This window comes from Tolypothrix sp. PCC 7712 (assembly GCF_025860405.1).
GTDB lineage: Bacteria > Cyanobacteriota > Cyanobacteriia > Cyanobacteriales > Nostocaceae > Aulosira > Aulosira diplosiphon.
This window is the reverse complement of sequence record NZ_CP063785.1, coordinates 6,451,252-6,472,234: the sequence shown is the minus strand read 5'-3', so window position 1 is coordinate 6,472,234 and position 20,983 is coordinate 6,451,252. Positions and strand designations below refer to the sequence as shown.

Here is a 20,983-nt window from a genome sequence, read left to right as displayed (position 1 = left end):
CTACAAATGGATGTCAGAATAAATGGTGAGACCAGATGGTTGCTTAGTTTCGGGTTTAATTAAAGCTACTCCTGGTGCTGGTAGTGGATTATCTTTACCGTCTGTAAGCAAACTATCAGGTTGCAGGCGTAAGCCCAGTGGTCGTTTGGTTGCATAGGTTTTAGCATCTATTAATTCAAAATCAGGTAATTTGTCAGCAGTAAAGCCATGCGGCTTCTCGTAGCGATAGCGCCAGCGAGTTGAGCGATTTTTATAACGAATAACGTAGGTTTTAGGTTGAATTAGGGTTGTGTTTGCGTCGGGTTGTAAGAAGTTAAACGCTGTGGGTACAACATTGGAATTGACAGCGATTTCAACTAAGGCAAATGCATCCCTTCCAGCCAAGGGGTCAAAAAGTACAAAATCATCAACCTCTGCACCATTAAGTAACAGCCGATAGCGTCCAGGAATTTGCCCCGCAAAATTTAAGTTCGCGGCAAAATCATTACCAGCAGTATGCTGATTTGGAATCGTGACTTCCCTAGCGTAAGTTTCCTGTTGATTCACATCTACCAAAGTGAAGCGAAAGCGATCGCCTGGATTGGCGTTCTTAATGATATGTGTGCGCTCAAGTCTCTGACGCGATCGCAAGTCTAGTTGAGAAACATACTGGGTATTTGGTAAGGTTTGCCAATCACTATCATTAGGGATAGCAGTGGCAGAGGATTGGTAACGCAAGGCTTCCAGGGTTTTACCTGCGTAGCTAACTAATTGTCCTACACCGTATTCACTGTTAGCAGTGTAAGTCGATAAAGGTTGCGTCAGAAATAAAGCTTGTCCTTGATTGCCAGAAACGTTGGAGAAATAGTAAATTTGCTGGCGATTTGTAGTTAGGGACAGATTTGTGAAATTGGCAAAATAGCGATCGCGCACTACTAGCCAAAATGTTAGCCTTAATGGTCGATCAATTTTCAGCACCGTCTTAAATACATTAGGCGACACCTCCACTACCTGAGCAAAGATGCTTGCACCGCGAGGCTGGGGACGAAAAAGACAACGCAGATTGCGAAGCGATCGCAAACACTCTAGAGTCGGAACTACAGCCAACGTACTAGAGATGTCATAATTGCTTGGTAGTGATTCTGGCGGGTCGGGTTGACCTAAATAATAGTCATGCCAGAGTTCTAAATTGAGGAGTCTTTTGTATAGATTCATCGCTACTTCTCCCCTCACTCATTGATAGAGATTCCAGTGATGACTTCGCTTTCCGCCTGGCGTTTTTGCGCTTCTACGGCTACTAAACGAGCACGATAGAGAACAAAAGGTACTTGTTTACCACCTAAAGACCCCCAGAGATGATTAAGTTGCTCAAAAGAGAGGGAATAAAGGTCTGGTACTATCCTGATATCGCGTGAACCAATACCAGTTCCAGGCGTAGCGTTAAACGAGATTTCGGTTTGCGATTGAAAAAACTCGACCACCCGCGACAAGAGTCTGAGGGCTGTATCGTACTTATTATGTAGGGCAGAAAAAAGGATAAACAGGTTGAGGTGAATCGGTGGGTTTTGATAGATTGTGCGATTGTTTTCCAACCGATAGTAAGAAGAATTTTTCAAAGTAGTCTCCTCTTGGAGATTTACTAAACTCATTACTACATGACCATTTAATTGATTGTTAGGGCCACCGAGTTCTTCAGCCATAGCAATGTTATCTATCAGCACAATCGGCCCAGCTCCAAGTTCTGGCTCCATCTCCAAGATGTAGCGTTGCAAAGCAACCTGTATCAACCTCATTGCATCAAATATCATAAGAAGTTGGTGAATGAATCAGCAGATGCCTGGATGTTTTCATCTACATAAGTACTACTAACTAGTTAAACTAGGGCAGTTGTATAGAAAAATGCCCATGAAATGTTAAGAATATTGTTAAAATATTTATATATCTTTTCCGCAAAACTCTAAAGTGACTGGAGTACGTGCTGAGAAGGTTTTCGGGTAATTTTTCCCAAACTGCAAGCTGATTTATAACCTGAATTATTAACCATTAAAGACAATATCTTTTTTTCGTCTTTTCTTCTGATGAATGTAATATTTATTTTTATTCTCTGTATTTTCACTTGCTTATTTCTGTTATCAAAACCTACAGAGCGTAGCAAAATTCAGTTTTTGCGGAAAGTTAAGTTTTATGATCCTGGCTCGTGAGTTCTGAGTAAAAAGACCAGTCTCATTTATATGCTTGGCAATAAAAATTATTTTATCTCCCTCATCTCCCTCATCTCCCTCATCTCCCTCATCTCCCTCATCTCCCTATACTTCCTCTACCGACACAGCAAAGAGATAATTTTGGTAGTCCTCAGTGGAGTTAAGAGCTATGACAGAAAATAATGTTGGTATTACAGGGTTTCACGCTCATATTTACTTTGATATTGCAACTCGTGAGGCGGCTTCTCGTGTACGGGAAGGGTTAGGCGCTAATTTTGAAGTCCAATTGGGACGTTGGCATGAAAAGCCTATCGGCCCACATCCTCAATCAATGTATCAAGTAGCATTCGCTCTAGATCAGTTTGCTAAGGTTGTTCCTTGGTTAATGCTTCATCGTGAAGGTTTAGATATTTTGGTTCACCCTTTAACTGGTGATGATGTCGCAGATCATACAGACCATTCTTTATGGTTAGGAAATAGGCTGGATCTGAACATTCATGTTCTGAGGCAGATTAGTACAAAATCATAATGGGTAATGGGTAATGGGTAATGGGTAATGGGTAATGAGTAATGAGTAATGAGTAATGAGTAATGAGTAATGAGTAATGGGTAGGAAATTTACTTAGGGAGCATCCCACTTTTTTCAATGTCATTGCGAACGCAACGAAGTGGAGTGAAGCAATCGCAAAATCTCTCACCAGGAATAAATCCATGCGATTGCTTCGTCGTTCCTCCTCGCAATGACGCTTAATTCTCTAGTTATAAAATAAAAACTGGGATGCACCCATTTACTTATTACTCATTACTTTTTTCAATTAATTGCTGTTACTCATAAACATCGAATCTGCTACATAACGTAATTTTAGAGAATTGGTATTACTTAAGCTGCTTCTAACATAGATATTGGAATTCGATTTATTTTTTTAATTATTAGAGATGGGAATCTGCTTTAGTAGCAGTGTAATGCATCCTACTCGAATGACATAGATATTAAATTTAATATTTTTAGCTGCTTCTGCATCACAAAATTGATGATCGATAATTTTTATTTATCCTTTTAAAAAGAAAGAATATTTGATTAAGTTATTTAGCTAGTTTTATCTTGTAAATATAACCAATAAAACATCAGTCTGAACAATTCAGAGCTAGAAGTTCATGAGATAAATTACAGGGTTAAAGCATGAAAACCTCTCTTCTATGCTGGATTAAAACATCTTCATTTGGATTACAGCCTATTTTTTGAAAGCTATCAAAACGCTCTAAATCACATGGGATTATGGGTGTTTATAAAGCAAGAAAAATATTTAGTTATTGATATATTTTACTTGTAAAAATCTCAATAATTAAGCCAGAATATATTTGCCATGTTCCGAAAATTAGGCTGAAGAAGATGAAGTCTTCGATATGATGAGAAACCGCCAGATATATGACGCTGGCATAGTTTCTTCGTCTACTTACTTATGGCAAATCAGCAAACGTGACATCAGCTTATAGTCATAAATTGGCTATGACTTGAGGATGCTTTTGCAATTGGTTTGCTCATTTTAAAGCCTAATTTAACTATCCATCCGTATCCATTCCGTAACTGCCATGAAGAATATTTCTAGATTATCTAAAGCTGTCTTAGCTCTCAGTTTTGGTCTCTGTTTGCTGCCGATTTCCAAAACTTATGCTGCTAATACTGATGTTACAGTACCTCTGAGTGCTAGAACTACGTACAATCAAACCAATGTCTCGACAGCAACCTATTATTTCACTGTCGCTGTACCCGCTTCTGCAACCAAACCCTTACAACAGGTGACACTGACACAGATTCAAGGTGGCGAAAATATTGAGTTTGATGCTCAACAAAGTAGCGCCTTTGTGGGAACAAGCGATCGCGCTGGAGAAAATCTGCCAGTTGCGATCGCTAGTAACCCTAATCAAGACAATACTGTAACAATCCAGTTCGCACAGCCTTTACCACCTGGTCAAACCGTAACCATCGCTCTGAAGCCATATCGTAATCCTGCTTACGAAGGATTTTACTTATTTAACGTCAAGGCTGCTCCCGTAGATCAAAGTACAGAAGGTCAATCTCTGGGTGTAGCAGGGTTACAGTTTTACCAAAACGACTTCTAAGTCTGGTAATTAAATTTGCAATTGTTTCCAAACCACTAATGGGGGCGTACAGATGTGCGTCCCTATTTCATTTTTATGAGTATGAGGAATTACTAATTGGTATAATGCCAATCTGCTATTAATTATCTTTTTTTATCGGTAGAGATGTTAGGAATAACACCTCTACAAAATTTTGCATCTCTAATTAGAGATAAATTTATACACGATGCCATTGCAGGCGCTATTCATGGCGTTTTCGTTGGTAGTTTTAAAGCAGAGGCAAATCTTGAGATGGCTCAAAGTAGCAAAAATTGTTTTTGGCAATTGGGTTTAGTAAAGGTTGGCGAATTCACCTTTGGCATTAGCTTGGCGATGACGAATGCTGTATTCGCCCAGAGTGCGATCGCACCTGATAGCCTACTCGGCAATGAAAGTTCTCAAGTTATACAAAACTACCAAGGTAATCCTACGGAAGCGATCGCAGGCGGAGCGACTCGTGGCAATAATCTATTTCACAGTTTTTTAGAATTTAACATTAGCGAAGGGCGTTCAGCAGTTTTTTTAAGCCCTAGCGCTAATCTACAGAATATTTTAGTGCGCGTTACAGGTAATAATCGCTCAGAAATTTTAGGTAGGCTAGCTACTGCTGGTTCTAACGCCAACTTATTTTTAATTAATCCCAATGGCATCTTTTTTGGTGCAAATGCCACTCTAAATGTAGGTGGTTCATTTGTGGCGAGTACAGCTAGCAGTATCAACTTTGCCGATGGTAGTGTTTTTAGTGCCACTGCTCCCCAAACAAAACCTTTACTAACAATCAGTACACCCATTGGTTTGCAATTCAATCAACCAGGGAAAGATATCAATCAATTCGGCGCGCTAGAAGTTCCTACAGGTAAAACTTTAGCGTTAGTGGGTGGCAATATTAACCTCAGCGGGAACGGTACCTTAGTAGACACTCGCAGAACACTCCAATCCCTTAGTGGACAAATCGCTGTTGGCGGAATATTAGGAAGTGGAACAGTAGGAATTAACCTGGATAGCAACACCCAAGCTTTAAGCTTTCCTAGTAACGTCACCCCCGCAGATATCTCATTGAACAATCTGGCTGTTGTCTTAGCTGATGGGCCAGGTAGTGGTTATATCCAGTTGCAGGGTAAGCAAATTAAAATTAGCGATGGTTCTATCATCCAAGCAGAAACAACAGGTAGCGAAAATGGTCAAGGTATTTCTGTACAAGCAGAACAGTTAATTCTGCAAGATGGTTCGCAAATTAAAGCTGCTACTACTCCAGGTTCCACAGGCGCAGGTGGAAGTCTGACTATCAAAGCTACGTTTATATGTCAAATTTGTATTTTTATGAACAATTAACTACGTTTAACAACTTCAAAGACTTTACTAATTTAGATCTTTATTTAGATGCGCCCGAAGATTGGTATCTTGTAATTACAGATGTAGTTAATTCTACAAAAGCAATAGAAAAAGGAGAATATAAGTATGTAAACATGGCTAGCGCTCTTTCACTCGTTGCAGTAATCAATCTCAATCCACATCAACAATTACCATTTATATTTGGTGGTGATGGGATTACTTTGTTGATACCAAAAATAATGATTTCTGATGTAGAAAGTGTTTTATCTGATACTTGTAAATTAGTGCAAGAGATTTTTAATCTTAAGCTAAGAGTTGGATGTGTGCCACTCAGAAAGATTTATGAATCTGGCTACAGCCTAAAAATAGGAAAATATCAAATTTCACCTAAATATTTACAGATGATAGCTATTGGTAACGGTATTGATTATGCAGAATATCTAGTCAAAAATCATCAAGAAAGTGCTAATTATTTGATTCCCGATAATTATCAAACCCATAAGAAAGCTGAGTACTCTGGATTTGCTTGTCCTTTCGAGGATTTTTTCAGCCACAAAGACGAAATTTTATCGCTAATTATTAAAGCTAAAGGTGATGATTTTCAAAGCCAAAGACATATTTATCAAGAAATACTATCTAAGATGGAATATATTTTTGGATCACTTGAAGAATGCCATCCACTATCTGCATCTAAATCGAAATTTAGATTAGCCGATATCCGGACAGATAGAGGCAAAGTTTTAATGAGATTAAATTTAGCAACCAAAAATAGTTTTAATATTCAGATAGCAAAATTAATTTTTAAAATAAAAAATATTATCGAACAAATACAGAATAAAATATTACTTATTTTTTTTAAAGGTAAGAAAAACTTAATTAAATCTTCCGAGTATAAAAAGTTTGATGGTTCGCTAAAAATGACAATATCTTGCCATACAGAAAAAAGAGAAATATTTCAAATATATCTCCAGAAATTACAACAAGAAGGTAAAATATATTTTGGATTACATATCTCTAACCGCGCTCTAGTTACTTGCTTGATAGGTAATCAAGAAGTACATTTAGTTGATGCTGCTGATGGTGGATATACTCTAGCAGCAAAACAAATAAAACAGCAAATGTTAGAAAATTAGTGGCATTGCTTGCGATTTCAAACTCTCTCCTTCGGTGGGGTGGCGATACCGCGCTTGAGTAAATCAGCCTCCAGTCCAGTGATGAATTGCAAATCTTCTTTTGGTAGAGAATGGCTGACAGATGGATTCTTCTCTAAAAAGGCGAAGGCTTGCCGAAATTGATAGGGAGTTGTGTGGATGGGTGAGTCAAAATGACAACTAATAATTTGATGAAAATCCCAACTAGCAACTTTGTCTGCCCAGTCGAGGACTTGTTTTGGCCCTTGGGGAAGAATCAGGGTTTGCAGAATTGGAGCGACAAATGGCCGTCCGTTGCCTCGCAGGGCTGCAAATGACTGTTGCCAGTTTTCTCGCCAACGGAAAGGAAAGAAACCAAAATAAGCTTTTTTTGACCTTTCTGCTGCTTTCAAAGAATCACGCAACATCTCACCCATACCCGCAACTTCTAGTGCGCCGGGACGGAAGTATATGGCAAATAATGAAATGCGTTGCCATCCCTTGCGGCGATTAGCTGGAGTATCTACGATCGCTTCTTGTCCGTTATCTCTAGCATGAAATAATAAGGGATACGGATCGATTTGCGCGATCGCAGGTGGTTCTTCTGGTACAGAAAGTATGGTATCAGTCAGCAATAAAGTATGCGATCGCTTGTGAAATACTGCAACTTCTCCAAACGATCCCCGCCCCAAATTAATATCTAATACTGCATAGTCAAATTCATCAGCAAAGGGTACTTGGCTGTTGTCTGCGGGGATTTCTTGGGTGCGACTTTGGGGAAAACCTAGCCAACTCAAAGGCAAGTCTAACGGAAAACTCCATTGGTGTGGTGCTACAAACACTTGCGCTTTGGGAAAGCGGCGAGCAAAGGGGCCAACAAAAACCTTGTGTTCTAAACCAGAACTTGTAGGCAAAATGATGTATTTAACATTACCATGCTGGGCTACTAAATCATTAATTAAACGGATACATTCAGTTGTGGGTGCAACTGGCGCATAAACCAATAGACCGCCAGCCTCTAATTTCACCACAGTCATCCGAATCGGCACGATAGTGTAGAGAATGCCGTGCAATTGGTCGAATGTCCAGATAGTATCTTTAACTACTTCAGTGCATACCGTCCGCCGTTTGCTGTAGGGGTAAAGAGGTACAGTCAACCAAAACGGCCATGACCAATCACGCGGATGCATTGTTTCTGCTTGCGACCCCTGTGCATTCATAGTTCGTTTACCCCTTTCATGCTCCTTACCAATTTTTAGCATTAGAAGGAGCTAGTGGAACGAGGAAATTGGGAATGGGGAATGGGGAATGGGGACTGGGGATTGGGTAATGGGTAATGGGTAATGGGTAATGAGTAATGGGTAATGATATTTCTCTCCTGCTCCCTCATCTTCCTTATCTCCCTCATCTCCCTCATCTTCCTCATCTCCCTCATCTCCCTCATCTCCCTCTGCTACACGGCGATAGAATATTTTTTTATTTAGAAGTCCTTTGAGGAACATCAACTAGTACAGAAATCAGCAATGCACTAAAGCCAGCTAAACTGCAAATAAAGTTTGTAGCGTGGGCATATTCCCATTGATTTCTTAGCTGTTGCCAATTGGTTGGTAGTGAGGTTGCATTAGCCTGTTCAATTACAACATTCACAGGCTCAATCCGCAGAAAATAGATGAGGGGAAAAGCGATCGCTAAACAAAGTGTACCTGCCAATGTCCACCAAAAAGCAACGCGGTGTTTTCGTACTAAAATCGTGAGAGCGATCGCACACAGCACTACACCCACAGTAATGAAGGCCCCTGGCCCTGGCGCACCAAAATAACGGTACAGGCTATTTTGCATCGTCACATATAGCGCTCCATCGTACTGCATTTTGGGAGGCAGTTCTAAAGCATGGGCAAACTCTAAACCCATAAAGAGCGCTACCAGTATAAGAGTAATGAAACGCCAAATTTTGAGAAACATTGTTACCTCTTAAAGCCAATATAAGCAATGCTGGTGAAGCGAGCCAGCCCCAGAGGAAAAGGTACAAATTGCAGCTGAGTTAGCCCGACTTCATGTATAAGTGTTGATAGTTGTTCTTGGTTGAAACATCTATTTCCCCAATGCGACTGATTCCGCCGTGTTTCCTTGTTGACGGGCTTGCATTCCTTTGAGCGCCACAACTAAACCCCAAAGGCGATCGCAGCAAGGGAATATGCAACTTAGTCACCAGCAGAGGACTAGCCATATCAAATTGATTTCTGCGAACCTTTCTTTAGCTTAGACAAAAATTTCTCAATTACGGATTACCCATAGGATGAGTACAGCACAAGGGAAATAAAGCTACTATTCAAGAGAGACAAAAAGCCTTTGAGTTCCCCCCAGCAATAGTAGTTAGTTATCTAGGTAGAACAATGCGCGTTGCAGTGATATTGGGTATAGCGATCGCAATGGTAGCTGGTATTCAAGGCTATACCTCAAAGCCCAGTCCAGCAGTTCAGTTGCAAGATGGTACGGTGTATTTTGTTCAACCACCACGCTTAGTGGAAGCAGTTACTACCTATAAAGAAGTTTATGTTTGGGGTGCAACATATTACTTTACCCTCAACCTACCAGAGAATGCTGGAGAACCGCTGCAACGAGTCACAATTAATCAGCGTGAGGGATTAGACTACGTTCGCTTTGACCTTAAAGACACTTCAGCTTTTGAAGGAACATCCTCCTATGAAGGACAGAAACTAGGATTAAAAGATGCTACTAGTGATGGCAAAACTCAAACAACAACTCTAGTATTTGATCCCCCAGTACCCCCAGGTAGAAACATCACAATTGCCCTCAAACCCCGCCAAAATCCCTCAGTTTCAGGCGTTTATTTATTTGGTGTGACAGCCTTCCCTCCTGGCGAGAAATCCCACGGGCAATTTCTTGGTTTTGGACGATTAACCTTCTACAGCAACAGATTCGGCTGGTGAGTGTGACGAGAGATGAGGGAGATGAGGAAGATAAGGGAGATGAGGGAGATAAGGAAGAAGTAAATATTTCCCTTGACCCTTGACCCTTGACCCTTGACCTTTTGACCCTTCCTCATTTCTCCTTAAAAGTCCAAACACCCTCATCCCAATCAGCATCTGATGGGGGTGATTGTATCCAGTGCTGACAGCGGTGCAGATGTAATAAAGCCGCTTTGTCATGGCTATCAATCGCTAAAACTTGATTGAATTTAGCTTGTGCTTGGTCAAACTGGCGATTTAAATAATATTCACGCCCTTTGTGATACAGCTCAATTATTTCTAATTTTTCACTCTTAATGGGATCGGTACGCAAACTTAGCAGTTCATAAATAGCAACTGGTTCATTTCTACCTTTAACGCGAATATAATCTAGTTCTCTAGCCCAAATATTTTCACGGCAGGGATTATAAGTATTATCGCTAATAATAATGTCGCAGCCGTACTGTTTGCTGACGCTTTCTAAGCGGGAGCCAAGGTTAACACCATCACCAATGGCTGTAAATTCCATTCTTTTACTAGAACCAATGTTGCCACTAATTACGGTATCAGAATTAATGCCAATACCAATATTGATTCTCGGTTTATTAGCTAAGTAACGGCGGTGATTAAATTCTTGCAAACGATGGCGCATTTCTAAAGATGTTTGTACCGCCATCCAAGCGTGTTCTTGTAATGGTAAAGGCGAACCAAACACAGCCATAATTGCATCACCGATATATTTATCTAGGGTGCCTTTATGTTTAAAAACAGCCTCTACCATTGATTCAAAATATTCATTGAGCATACTCACAACTTCTTCGGCTTCGAGATTTTCCGTTAAAGTTGTATAGCCGCGAATATCAGAAAATAGAATCGAAACTTCTTTGCGATCGCCTCCTAATTTAGCGTCATCTAATTTGAGTAATTCTTCCGCTAATTCCTGGGTCATATAGCGGTACATTGTACTTTTCAGGCGTTTTTCATCACTAATATCTTCCATTACTACTAGCGCGCCACGCACTTGTTTATGGTCGCTAGCATCGGCAATTGTGTTAATTGATAAATTAATACTATGCTGCTCTGTACCTGTAGTTAATAGAGTGCGATCGGGATAATATTGTTGTCTATGTTTGTAGTTAGCTCCATTTAAAGCATTCTCACACCATTTACTAAAGTTACCTTCTTTAATATTGATAACACTTTGAATCGAAAGACCTTCTAAACGGTCTTGTTCTTGTAAATCTAGTAAGCGTTTAGCGCTTTCATTCGCCGCAATAATTAAACCTGCTTTATCTGTGGAAATTACACCATTAGAAAGACTCCGCAAAATATCTCGCTGCATTTGTTCTTGCTGCTTCACTGTGGCGAATAATTGAGCATTTTGCAGCGCTACACCTGCTTGAATATTAAAGGCTTCCATGAATTCTTCATCGTTATGATCGAAGCTGGCTTGGAAGCATTCGGGAGCTTTGGGCCAATGTTCGTGATTATAAGCGGGGAAATCGCCTGATTTTCTTTTATTTACTAATTGCGTCACACCAATCAATTGTTGATCGGCATTAAATACAGGCATACATAATAAACTACAAGTTCGGTAACCATTTTGCTGGTCAAGTTTTTTAGCTGTATCAGAATCTGGGTGATCGTACAAGTCAAAAGGAATATTCAGCTTTTTCCCTGATACAGCGACGATACCAGCAAAGCCTTTACCTACAGGTACACGTAATTCTTTGGTTGTACCATTATCTTGAGTAATTTTTGTCCATAATTCTTCGCGATCGTGGTCTATCAGCCATAATGTACTGCGATCCGCATTCATTAATTCCTTGGCTTCATCCATTACCCTTTTAAGGGTATCTTCTAAGTCAAGATTACTTTGCGAAAGCGACTTGATTGCTTTCATTAATGCGGCTGCGGCTCGTTGTTTTTGCGTAGCGACATAAAACGAGCGTGATGATTCTAAAATCAGCCGAATTGAAGGAGCAAATTCTTGGAATAATTCTTCATCAGCATAAGTAAATCCTTTAGTATCAACGCGTTCTGCAATGGAAGAGTTAGGATTATGCGGACATTTTAATTTATTCAGTAATTGTACTACTGCAACTAATTGGCCTTGCTCATTTAACAATGGCAAAGCCAACATTGTATAGGTACGGTAGCCAGTAATTTTTTCTTGCTTTTGAGCAAATACTGAGCGAGGATCGTCATAAAAATCATAGGGAATATTGACAACTTTCTTGAAAGTAGCCACTTCCCCAGCAATTCCTTTATCTGCAGGAATGCGAATTTCTAAAGAGCGATCGCCTTCTCCTTCTGCTAATATTGACCAGAGTTCTTGCTTCTCTTCATCTAATAAAAATATAGTTGTTCTATCTGCTCCTAATAATTCTCCAGTTTTTAAAGTAATCGAATGCAACATTTCTTCGAGGATTGTGTCAAACCCATGAGAATCTAACCTCGTGAGAGTTTGATGCACAATCTGCAATTTTTGTTCGACATCTTTAACAACTTGTTTAAAAGTTTCCTGGGTTAAGGGAGCCAAAAAACTAGAAATAGTTCCCTGTCTTTTAGCAAGTACACCTACAGGAGCCGGATTTTCTTGTACATAACCATTTTCTGAATGGCGAACACCAATAATTAAATCGGCAGTCTCATCAAAACTATGTTGATGCGATGACATAACTAGCTTTTTATAGATGATGAATATATTTTAAGAATGTGATTTAATTGCTGCCATTAGCAACAATCCTTGACATTATCCACAGTTTAATCTTTTGTTAAGCTAGCGTCATCCTGTGGAAATCTGGGGAAGATTAATAATCTCAAATTCACATTCTACTTATGTCAATAATCAAGAAACGTAAGGATTCAGTCTAGAAAAGAAAGAGGCTTTTCTATTATTCGTTGCTTACGCTTAAAAGCGCTACTAAGAGGCTGATACTTTACACCATTTTCCCTCACACTAGGAGCGATGCTGCTCACAACCCAAAAATCAGGGTTAGAGCGCAAGTTCAGCAGTATGCACCTTCTCAAATTTGCAATAGAGCCAGTAATACAACATAAAAATCAAGTTATTCCCACGCTTTGACTCCTTGTGCTATCCATTTACCGATTTTCTTGACTATCTGCTTTCTCTACAATTAAACGACAATCAAGGAATACCCTAATTCAGACTAACTGTAAAGAGCGGACTTTGACATATCTGGTAAATTTCTCCCAAAAGATTAGAAATTTAGAGGAATTTTGTAGACCTTCAGCAGTAAACTCTATATTACATAGATATCCGACTCTGAGAATGAGATTAGTATACTGACTCAGAATAGAACACCAAAGGTAATTCAAGTAGCCACGGAACGTCTAACCGGAAGATGCATGAGACTGCGATCGCAGATATTACCTCCTCCCTTCAGCCATTGGCTATATGACTGACAATATCTGTGGGAGTGGCGTATCCTATAGTTCCCATATATTTTGCACAATTAACACTGATACCACAAAATCTTAAGTTTTGTAACAAATTTAGCCGCTTGCATAAAACTTAGCTCATACACAGATACTTAAGCAAAGAGTAGTGACTGTCATTCAGATAGTGGCTAACCTGATTCTGCTGACTATTTTGCAAAAGGTAAATTTACATGGTTTATACATTAGAAAGAACCAGCACCCCAGTTGAGAGTAGTTACACTCCACCTAACCCCAAGCCTTTATTACCCAATCAAGAGCCACCAAAAACCACAACCACTGATACAGAAGAAACTACTCCACCCAGCGAGTCTGAAGAAACTACTCCACCCAGTGAGCCTGAGGAAACTACTGAATCTACATAAAATAGTTAATGTTTAAATGCTAACGAGTCCTCTACTTGAGTATCTGGAGTGCAATACAACAGTGCTGCAATCCTCATATTTAGGTAGATGGGATATGGATGAGATTAAAATCTCATCCATATTTTTTTTGTTAACAATCTACGATTTTGGATTTTAAATCATACAATTTTGAAAAAAGAATGCGACAGATGGGTAGGGGCACGGCATCCACAATCTTTTGGCATATCAGATTATCTTACAGGTGCCGTGCCCTTACAAAAAATTTATCTGCCGCAAACATTATTTGATTTGGTATCAATACAGTTCAGTTAAAAAAATAAATTGGCGACAAAATAATAATTTTGGAGGGGGTTTGGGGGACGCAACCGTCACCCAATTGGGGGTTTGGGGGAGAATCCCCCAATTGAGCTAGCTGTTTCCACAACTGACAAATCAATCACTAATGATCTTCATCTGAACTGTATTGGATTTTAAATTCCTCCTCTACCGTCGATCTACTATCAAGGAAGAATTGGCTAATTCAAAATTTATTGCTCCTGAAGCTGAATTTAGTTCCTGAAATAGCTTTCAAGATAGGAAAGAAGAGAGATAGAGGTGTCTAAAGTTTTCGCACAAACTAAATTAGAGTACTAAATAAAATTTTGGGTGAATAATTTTTACAATTCACTAACTTTGTTGATATAAAAATAATTTTTATATCAGTTACGGTATAAACAAAAATCACACCTTAATATATTGACTGTCTTAGCAGCTATTAAATCTGCAATATATTGGTTTGAGGTGGAGGATGAATTTTGGAAATACAATGGGGATTTAATCTTTTATCCAAGTTTATTCAGTTTGAAATTTGGTTATTTCTTGTGGGGTTAATGTCCTCCGTCTTTTTTCTGATTATCAAAAAGAAAATCAATCTCAGAGGATTACTTTTTGACAAGACAAAGAATCAGAAGTATAGCCCAGAGCGATTGCAGTTATTGCTATTCACCCTGATATTTGTTGCGTACTACCTATTTGATGTTAGGCAAAATTTAAATACTTGCAAAGTTTCAAGCTTGCCATGTAGTATGCCACAAATCCGAGCAGAATTTCTCTATGCATTGGGAGGAAGCAACTTTGCTTATCTTTGGAGCAAGTTGACTTCACTTATTAAAGAACGGAGGTCAGAGCGTGCCTAGCATTAATGATCTTTTTGTAATTTTGGCGCTGGTTATCGGTTGTGTTATCACGATTTTTGTTGCAGTTTTAGAAATATTTATTCTGATATTTATTTGGGAAGGTACTTGGAATTTAAAAACTAATAAAAAACGGGGAATTAATCTAGATAAGCTGATTAGTGAAAGCACCGGCGATGCAAGTTTGGCCAGGTTTCAACTGTTGATTTTCACTTTTGTGATTTCAATGAGTTTAGTCTTGATCATTACTAGTAACAAACCACCATCTTTTCCCGCTTCTATTCCCGATCAAATTTTGGGATTATTGGGGATTAGTAGTACTTCCTATGTTCTGGGCAAAGCCTTACAATCACAGATTAAAGACTCCACGCCTGAACCACCACCACCCAGCGAACCACCACCACAATCGCTACCACCAACAGATCCAAATTCCGATCCTTATTCAGGATAGAAATTCCACAAACCCACAAAAATCCTTGAATGGTGCGTTAGCCAAGGCTAACGCACCCAACTTGTATTTTATAAATCAAATCTGAATCCTATAGTTATCAATATCAGTGTCATGGTGTTAGTCGTGAGAGTTTTTTTGCGGGAACAGATAGGCGATCGCCGCACATCCAGAGACAGTCACTAAACTTACTAAAAATCCAGCCAGAATCACAGTAGACATAATTCATTAAGGGAGTAGGAGAAGAAGAGTTGGTTGCTGTCAAAGCGGGAACGGGTATAAGTTTCTACTCCCAGCGATTTTTTTGCTGAGAATCATAGAGTGATTGTCCAAAGTGGAATCAATGGAAAACTATATTTTTCTCAATCTCAGGCTAGCAATTGCATATTACGCAGCCATGACCACCTTGTGACAATCTATTGTATGTATAGAGGACTTCCAGAAATTAAATTATCCTATATAGTCCAATACGCTTGGGTTAAGTTCATTAGTGATTGATTTGTCACTTATAGGACTAACGCATTGACAGAATGATAAAATAATGCGTTAAGAAAAAAGTGTTGTCTACAAATAGGTATCGGACAATCAGAGAAATCAGTAAACTCTCAACAGCACAATGCAATCTGGAACATTACACTCTATTTTTGTTATCGGAACCGAAGCATGGAGGATGCAGTAGGTTAGCAGAAATATTGGGGAATGTTTCACATGATAGTGTGAACCGTTTTTTGTTGAGGGAGAGATACGCTCCCTATGATTTGTTCAGTACGGTAAAGACTATTATTAACTTGACAGGAGGGATTTTAAGTGTAGACGACACAGTCATAGAAAAACTGTACAGTAATCCAAAATATGCAGAATTAATCGGTTATTTTTGGTCAGGTAAATATCATAAAAGTATCAAAGGGATAAATTTAATTACGCTGTATTACAGCGACATACATGGAAGCTCAGTACCAATAAATTACAGAATATACGATAAAAAGGAGGGGAAAACGAAGAACGATTATTTCCAAGAGATGCTAATTGAAGTAATTGATTGGGGTGTAAAACCAAGGCTAGTAACAGGAGATAGTTGGTACTCAGGAGTAGAAAACTTAAAATTTTTAAGAAACCAGAAATTGGGTTTTCTATTTGGGGTTGAGAAAAATAGAACTGTCTCTAATGAACCAGGAAAGTATTGCCAAGTAAGTGGTTTAGAGATTCCTGATGAAGGGTTGGTAACTCATCTGAGAGAATTTGGATTTATCAAATTGTTTAGGAAAGTCTTCAAAAAAGAAGACTCTAGACATTATATATTGTATCTACCAGATGCTGAAGCTCTTCAGCAAATAACTCGCAGTGAATTTGTGACAATTCATGATACTCATTGGGGAATAGAAAGTTTTCACAGAGCAATAAAACAAGTATGTGGAATTTGTCGATTTATGGTGAGCCAGTGCGTTGGGCGGGTCTCCCGACTTGAAGCAACTGGCGAACCCGTAAGGGTTAGAGATAGCCATGCAATTAAAACACACATATTTTGCTCACTTCAAGCATTTGTTCGTTTAGAGCTAATGCGGTCTGAAAACATCATTTCTAATTGGTATGAATTACAAAGAAACTTGTTTACTTTAGTTGTGCGTGATTATATTGTGGACAATCTCACCAATACTTGTGCTGCCTAGTACACATCAATAATATTTTTTGTCAATGCGTAAGTCCTAACTTAATTAAAAAAGCCAGATCAATTGGGGGATTCTCCCCCAAACCCTCGATTGGGTGACGGTTGCGTCCCCCAAACCCCCTCCAAAATTATTGTTCTGTTTTTTTGTTGAGTAACTAGTTTTTTGGTTTTGTGATCAATTAATTTTCTTAACTGAACCTTATTGCAATATGGTCAGAGAATATTTTTTTTCTCCCCCTGCCAAGAAAACAATAGTATATTTTTTTAGTTAGAAGTCCTTGGGGAGGCAATTTTGTATTTAAGCTAAAGGCACAGAGAATTTAAAAGTACTACCCAACCCTTGTTGACTCTCTACTTGGATTTCACCACCTTGCAATTCCACTAAGCGCTGAGAGATGGTTAAACCAATCCCTGTCCCGCCAGATTGACGAGCGCGGGATGAGTCAGCGCGCCAAAAACGCTCAAAAACATGGGGTAAATCTTCAGGAGCAATTCCAATACCAGTATCTACAACAGCAATCCACAGTCGAGATGATTCCGTCCAAACACGGATGGTAATTGCTCCTTGTGCCGTATAACGTATGGCGTTACCTAAAAGATTTACTAGTATTTGTTCTGTACGATCCAAATCTGCTAACACCAAAGGCATAGGAGATGAACATTCCAAGCGGAGAACCGGGCCATCTTCTAATAACTGGTCTGTAAATTTTTCTACTAATGAATCTAATAAAGGACGTAAATTTACACGCTGTATGTTAATTGCTAAATAACCTGCTTCAGCTTTGGAAAGTTCTTGTAAATCGTTAACCAAACGCTCTAAACGCTTAGTTTCCTTTGCTAGCCGCCGATAAATTTCTGGTGATGGCTCAATTTCTTCATCGGCTAGTTGTTCTAAGTAACCGCGTACAACTGTTAGAGGTGTTCTTAGTTCATGAGTCATGTCTCCAATCAGTTCCCGTCGCCTCGCTTCCACGCCTTCTAAACTGTTTGCCATCCGGTTAAAGCTAGCACCTAACTGGTTAATTTCGGGAATATCAGACATTGGTAAACGCGCTTCAAAATTACCCGCCGCAAATTGCCTGGTAATTTGCTCCATGTCGGTCAATCCCTGCATAATCCTTCTAGATACCCAGTAACTCAATCCACCTGCGGCTGTAGTACCCACTATTACTGACCAAATAGTGCTTCGTCGCCAAGCAGTTTCAAATCCTTGCACCAATTCAGCGCGAATATCAATTAAATTTAACCCTTCATTTTCTAGTCGTTCTAAGTGAAGAACAAAGAAGCGAGGAGAAGAAATTTTACTAATGATTACTAAGCTAAATACCCCCACTATCATCACGACTAAGTGGGAGAATAATAAGCGCGATGCTAAAGGTAAGGACTTTGTCCAGCGCCAGTCCTTTTTCATAAGCTGTTATACCGTTTTCTTGAAAGTTGTAATGAATTTGGCAAGCAGCAGGGTAAGGGGAATGGGGAAGATGGGAGATGAGGGAGATGAGGAAGATGAGGGAGATGAGGGAGATGAGGGAGATGAGGAAGATGAGGAAGATGAGGAAGATGAGGGAGAAATAGAATTTCAAATTATGGATTGTTCTGTTTTACAATCCATAATCTAAAATCTAAAATTGTATTAAGTTGTAGTTGAGTCATCAAATTTATAGCCTACTCCCACCACAGTTTTAATAAAAGTGGGATTCGCTGGATCGGGTTCAATTTTTTTGCGTAACCGCGCTATGTGAGTATCGACTACGCGCTCATCACCAAAAAAATTATCGCCCCAAAGTTTATCAATTAGTTGGGTGCGGTTCCAAACTCGCCCAGGATTGCTGACAAAGGTACTTAGCAAGTTAAATTCTAAGGTGGTTAAGTCTAAAACTTCTGGTGCGTGATCATCTAGCTGACGACTCGCAGTACGCTGATCTATATCAACAATAAAATGTTGGCTACGATTAACTTGATTTTGTCCCCCTTGGCGTAGGCTACGCCTTAACAAAGCACGCACTCTCGCAACTAATTCTCTGGGGCTGAAGGGCTTAACCATGTAATCATCAGCACCAGTAGACAAGCCAATAACGCGATCGATTTCCTCGCCTTTAGCTGTGAGCATTAAAATATAGGGGTCTTTCGCGCCTGGTTTTTGGCGAATTCTGGCGCAGACTTCTAGCCCATCTAAACCAGGCAGCATTAAATCTAAAATAATTAAATCTGGTGGTTGTTCTTGAAACATCCGCAAGGCATTGATACCATCACGGCTAATACGGCAGATAAATCCTTCTTTTTCTAAACTCAGTTGGATTAATTGGGCAATTTCTATTTCATCTTCAACAATTAAAATATCCATTTCGATTAGGCGGGAGTATAAGACGCAGAGTTAACCCCAAGGGGAAGTTCAAAATTCACAATTCAAAATAAAATTGCAGCCACCATGAATGATTTCGGTAGCGCAATTTTTTTGCGGTTGCGGTCATTTACTAGTTTGTGACATGCTCACCTGTGGATTTGTTGCCATTTAAAGACCAGAAGTGGAGAGATGGCGATAATTATAGCCAACCTTGGAATCCTTTTGGATGTGCTTTTTAATGCTATCTAGGTCAACGAAGTAGTCAGCGACATCAATTAGGATATCACTGGTAATAGCTCGTAAACTGACAACTTCTACCCGGACTCCTGTGCTACTAACAGCATTCACAGCATAAGCTAAATCTCCATCTCCACTTACTAAGACAGCGGTATCATAGTAGGGAGCGAGATTGATCATGTCTACAGCAATTTCTACATTTAAATTAGGTTTTTTAGAATTCTCGGAAATTTGGAATTCTTTGGTAACCACACGATAGCCATTACGACGCATCCAGAATAAAAAGCCCTGCTGCTTTTCATGAGAACGAAGACGCATAGCAGGCGATCGCGAGTTGTCTATCCCAGTATAAAAGAAAGCTCGCAGCAATCGTGAGTTTTCGGTTAAGCGACAAAGTAATTTCAGATAGTCAATTTCTAAACCGAGTTGCAATGCTGCTTGCAATAGGTTTAATCCATCAATAAAAATAGCAACTCTACCACGATGAATGCCTTGAAAAAGTAAACTTGATGTTGCAGTCGCTGGCTTGTTATTTTCTTCAGCTTCTTTATGATTAATTATCTGCCTTTCTTGCCATTGTGATTCCTGTTTCAGGTGTTTATCTTTTTCTTTTTCTTGGGTAAAACTACTAAGATTCATTGGGCTATTCCTCTGGATTTCCATGTCAAAAAGTGCTGGGCAATTGGCAGTATTCATTCTGCGCTGATAAATCAGCATCACAGTCCATCGATTTTAGATTTGTTCCAATACTTTTCGGTTAAGGGAGAAAAGGGGAATGGGAAAAGGGAAAGAAACAACCTTTCACCCTTAACCTTTAATCTTTTTCCCAAAAGCTATTTTGAGTTCAAAACACTTAACCGAGTAGTATTGAGATTTGTTCCACTTTAATGGCGCGGAAGGAGAACAAAAAATCTAAAATCGGCAATCTAAAATTTAAAATGGGCACAGTCAATGATATGCAATCAATAGCTGCAAATCGTTGTTTTGGCTGTTGATTGTGCAGATGTCAAAGTCTAAAGCGGAGATTTACGGTTGGTATCAAAACAGATTTAACAAGATATCCCCAATATTTATCAATAGCCCACTATTTACCCCAATCTACTGAATGTTGGCTTTGCACAAAACAATCAGGAGTCAATACGTACAGATTCCTATTAAGGAACTGGGCTGTAGTGAGCTATCAGCAGTTATTTTTATTGTACATCTATATTGAAAATCGGAACTATAGACTAGGAGCTATGGTCTAAAGAAGAGATATTTTCTCATGATTGCATCAAAAAAAACTATTTTTGGATTTTTGTCAGTTTGGTTATATACCAATCTGATTTAATTTTTAGAAATGATTAGCGTAGAAAGGAAACAAAAAAGAAATATATGATGTTTTTTACAGATAATTTTGGCTGGGTATGAAAAAATAGATTCCCGATTTCTTCAAAGATAGAAAATCAGGAATCTAAATTTTTCATTGAGAAAACTATTTTTTTAGCTTCTCAGATGGGGATTAATACTACAAGGGATAGCGTTTTGAACTCAAAATAG

18 protein-coding genes are annotated in these 20,983 nt (G+C 39.1%); 9 read left to right on the top strand and 9 right to left on the bottom strand.

The features are described 5' to 3' along the window. Positions 1–1,194, bottom strand: a complete 1,194-nt coding sequence (locus tag HGR01_RS26540) for a hypothetical protein (RefSeq protein ID WP_045870996.1) — start codon at positions 1,192–1,194, stop codon at positions 1–3. Positions 1,195–1,208: 14 nt separating this feature from the next. Next, positions 1,209–1,787 carry a DUF4255 domain-containing protein gene (locus HGR01_RS26535; RefSeq protein WP_045870995.1) on the bottom strand — a complete coding sequence of 193 codons (579 nt, stop codon included), beginning with the start codon at positions 1,785–1,787 and terminating at the stop codon, positions 1,209–1,211. Positions 1,788–2,349: 562 nt separating this feature from the next. On the opposite strand from HGR01_RS26535, the gene HGR01_RS26530 reads away from it, so the two are divergent. The 4 genes from HGR01_RS26530 to HGR01_RS26515 all read left to right on the top strand — a co-directional run bounded on the left by HGR01_RS26530 (position 2,350) and on the right by HGR01_RS26515 (position 6,784). Continuing rightward, positions 2,350–2,709 carry a DOPA 4,5-dioxygenase family protein gene (locus HGR01_RS26530; RefSeq protein ID WP_045870994.1) on the top strand — a complete coding sequence of 120 codons (360 nt, stop codon included), beginning with the start codon at positions 2,350–2,352 and terminating at the stop codon, positions 2,707–2,709. Between the two features lie 1,061 nt (positions 2,710–3,770). Further along, on the top strand, positions 3,771–4,301 hold the full coding sequence (locus HGR01_RS26525; protein ID WP_045871058.1) for a DUF2808 domain-containing protein: 531 nt from the start codon (positions 3,771–3,773) through the stop codon (positions 4,299–4,301). Positions 4,302–4,445: 144 nt separating this feature from the next. Beyond that, positions 4,446–5,651 (top strand): filamentous hemagglutinin N-terminal domain-containing protein, encoded by a 1,206-nt coding sequence (locus tag HGR01_RS26520; RefSeq protein WP_264263771.1) that lies wholly within the window; start codon positions 4,446–4,448, stop codon positions 5,649–5,651. Then, on the top strand, positions 5,621–6,784 hold the full coding sequence (locus HGR01_RS26515) for a DUF3095 family protein (protein WP_045871059.1): 1,164 nt from the start codon (positions 5,621–5,623) through the stop codon (positions 6,782–6,784). Before HGR01_RS26520 ends, HGR01_RS26515 begins: the two co-directional genes overlap by 31 nt. A gap of 17 nt (positions 6,785–6,801) precedes the next feature. On the opposite strand, the gene HGR01_RS26510 is transcribed toward HGR01_RS26515, so the two are convergent. From HGR01_RS26510 to HGR01_RS26500, 3 genes are read right to left on the bottom strand one after another with little or no spacing between them, the layout of a single operon-like run. Further along, positions 6,802–8,001 (bottom strand): DUF4336 domain-containing protein, encoded by a 1,200-nt coding sequence (locus HGR01_RS26510; RefSeq protein ID WP_045871060.1) that lies wholly within the window; start codon positions 7,999–8,001, stop codon positions 6,802–6,804. Between the two features lie 51 nt (positions 8,002–8,052). Beyond that, positions 8,053–8,283, bottom strand: coding sequence for a hypothetical protein (locus HGR01_RS26505; protein ID WP_155539300.1), 231 nt, complete (start codon positions 8,281–8,283; stop codon positions 8,053–8,055). Next, positions 8,258–8,743, bottom strand: a complete 486-nt coding sequence (locus HGR01_RS26500; protein WP_045871061.1) for a DUF1772 domain-containing protein — start codon at positions 8,741–8,743, stop codon at positions 8,258–8,260. Before HGR01_RS26500 ends, HGR01_RS26505 begins: the two co-directional genes overlap by 26 nt. Positions 8,744–9,174: 431 nt before the next feature. Between HGR01_RS26500 and HGR01_RS26495 the strand changes: the two genes are divergently transcribed. Further along, positions 9,175–9,732: a DUF2808 domain-containing protein gene (locus tag HGR01_RS26495; protein WP_045871062.1), complete on the top strand. Its 558-nt coding sequence runs from the start codon at positions 9,175–9,177 to the stop codon at positions 9,730–9,732. A 112-nt stretch (positions 9,733–9,844) separates the two neighbouring features. On the opposite strand, the gene HGR01_RS26490 is transcribed toward HGR01_RS26495, so the two are convergent. Further along, the gene (locus HGR01_RS26490; RefSeq protein WP_045871063.1) at positions 9,845–12,430 is read right to left on the bottom strand and encodes an adenylate/guanylate cyclase domain-containing protein; all 2,586 of its coding nucleotides are present in this window, start codon (positions 12,428–12,430) and stop codon (positions 9,845–9,847) included. A 955-nt stretch (positions 12,431–13,385) separates the two neighbouring features. Here HGR01_RS26490 and HGR01_RS26485 point away from each other — a divergent pair. The 3 genes from HGR01_RS26485 (at position 13,386) to HGR01_RS26475 (ending at position 16,864) form a co-directional block, all read left to right on the top strand. Then, on the top strand, positions 13,386–13,577 hold the full coding sequence (locus tag HGR01_RS26485; RefSeq protein WP_045871064.1) for a hypothetical protein: 192 nt from the start codon (positions 13,386–13,388) through the stop codon (positions 13,575–13,577). Between the two features lie 1,167 nt (positions 13,578–14,744). Next, entirely contained in the window at positions 14,745–15,200 is a 456-nt protein-coding gene (locus tag HGR01_RS26480) for a hypothetical protein (protein ID WP_045871066.1), read from the top strand. Positions 15,201–15,841: 641 nt separating this feature from the next. Continuing rightward, a complete protein-coding gene (locus HGR01_RS26475; protein ID WP_081583864.1) occupies positions 15,842–16,864 on the top strand; it encodes a transposase in 1,023 nt (340 codons plus the stop codon). A 297-nt stretch (positions 16,865–17,161) separates the two neighbouring features. Here the strand turns inward: HGR01_RS26475 and HGR01_RS26470 are convergent, their stop codons facing one another. Then, entirely contained in the window at positions 17,162–18,274 is a 1,113-nt protein-coding gene (locus tag HGR01_RS26470) for a sensor histidine kinase (RefSeq protein WP_045871143.1), read from the bottom strand. 61 nt (positions 18,275–18,335) lie between these two features. On the opposite strand from HGR01_RS26470, the gene HGR01_RS26465 reads away from it, so the two are divergent. After that, positions 18,336–18,482: a hypothetical protein gene (locus tag HGR01_RS26465; RefSeq protein WP_155539316.1), complete on the top strand. Its 147-nt coding sequence runs from the start codon at positions 18,336–18,338 to the stop codon at positions 18,480–18,482. Positions 18,483–18,496: 14 nt separating this feature from the next. Here the strand turns inward: HGR01_RS26465 and HGR01_RS26460 are convergent, their stop codons facing one another. Together HGR01_RS26460 and HGR01_RS26455 are read right to left on the bottom strand one after the other, a co-directional pair. Beyond that, positions 18,497–19,207 (bottom strand): response regulator transcription factor, encoded by a 711-nt coding sequence (locus HGR01_RS26460; RefSeq protein WP_045871144.1) that lies wholly within the window; start codon positions 19,205–19,207, stop codon positions 18,497–18,499. 168 nt (positions 19,208–19,375) lie between these two features. Continuing rightward, on the bottom strand, positions 19,376–20,083 hold the full coding sequence (locus HGR01_RS26455) for an NYN domain-containing protein (RefSeq protein WP_045871355.1): 708 nt from the start codon (positions 20,081–20,083) through the stop codon (positions 19,376–19,378). Positions 20,084–20,983: the final 900 nt, after the last annotated feature.

Coding starts and splice junctions, on each gene's coding strand:
- HGR01_RS26540 (WP_045870996.1), bottom strand. CDS start 1,194: ATGAATCTATACAAAAGACTCCTCAATTTAGAACTCTGGCATGACTAT.
- HGR01_RS26505 (WP_155539300.1), bottom strand. CDS start 8,283: ATGTTCCTCAAAGGACTTCTAAATAAAAAAATATTCTATCGCCGTGTA.
- HGR01_RS26500 (WP_045871061.1), bottom strand. CDS start 8,743: ATGTTTCTCAAAATTTGGCGTTTCATTACTCTTATACTGGTAGCGCTC.
- HGR01_RS26510 (WP_045871060.1), bottom strand. CDS start 8,001: ATGAATGCACAGGGGTCGCAAGCAGAAACAATGCATCCGCGTGATTGG.
- HGR01_RS26520 (WP_264263771.1), top strand. CDS start 4,446: ATGTTAGGAATAACACCTCTACAAAATTTTGCATCTCTAATTAGAGAT.
- HGR01_RS26470 (WP_045871143.1), bottom strand. CDS start 18,274: ATGAAAAAGGACTGGCGCTGGACAAAGTCCTTACCTTTAGCATCGCGC.
- HGR01_RS26465 (WP_155539316.1), top strand. CDS start 18,336: ATGGGGAAGATGGGAGATGAGGGAGATGAGGAAGATGAGGGAGATGAG.
- HGR01_RS26535 (WP_045870995.1), bottom strand. CDS start 1,787: ATGATATTTGATGCAATGAGGTTGATACAGGTTGCTTTGCAACGCTAC.
- HGR01_RS26485 (WP_045871064.1), top strand. CDS start 13,386: ATGGTTTATACATTAGAAAGAACCAGCACCCCAGTTGAGAGTAGTTAC.
- HGR01_RS26495 (WP_045871062.1), top strand. CDS start 9,175: ATGCGCGTTGCAGTGATATTGGGTATAGCGATCGCAATGGTAGCTGGT.
- HGR01_RS26455 (WP_045871355.1), bottom strand. CDS start 20,083: ATGAATCTTAGTAGTTTTACCCAAGAAAAAGAAAAAGATAAACACCTG.
- HGR01_RS26460 (WP_045871144.1), bottom strand. CDS start 19,207: ATGGATATTTTAATTGTTGAAGATGAAATAGAAATTGCCCAATTAATC.
- HGR01_RS26515 (WP_045871059.1), top strand. CDS start 5,621: ATGTCAAATTTGTATTTTTATGAACAATTAACTACGTTTAACAACTTC.
- HGR01_RS26530 (WP_045870994.1), top strand. CDS start 2,350: ATGACAGAAAATAATGTTGGTATTACAGGGTTTCACGCTCATATTTAC.
- HGR01_RS26490 (WP_045871063.1), bottom strand. CDS start 12,430: ATGTCATCGCATCAACATAGTTTTGATGAGACTGCCGATTTAATTATT.
- HGR01_RS26525 (WP_045871058.1), top strand. CDS start 3,771: ATGAAGAATATTTCTAGATTATCTAAAGCTGTCTTAGCTCTCAGTTTT.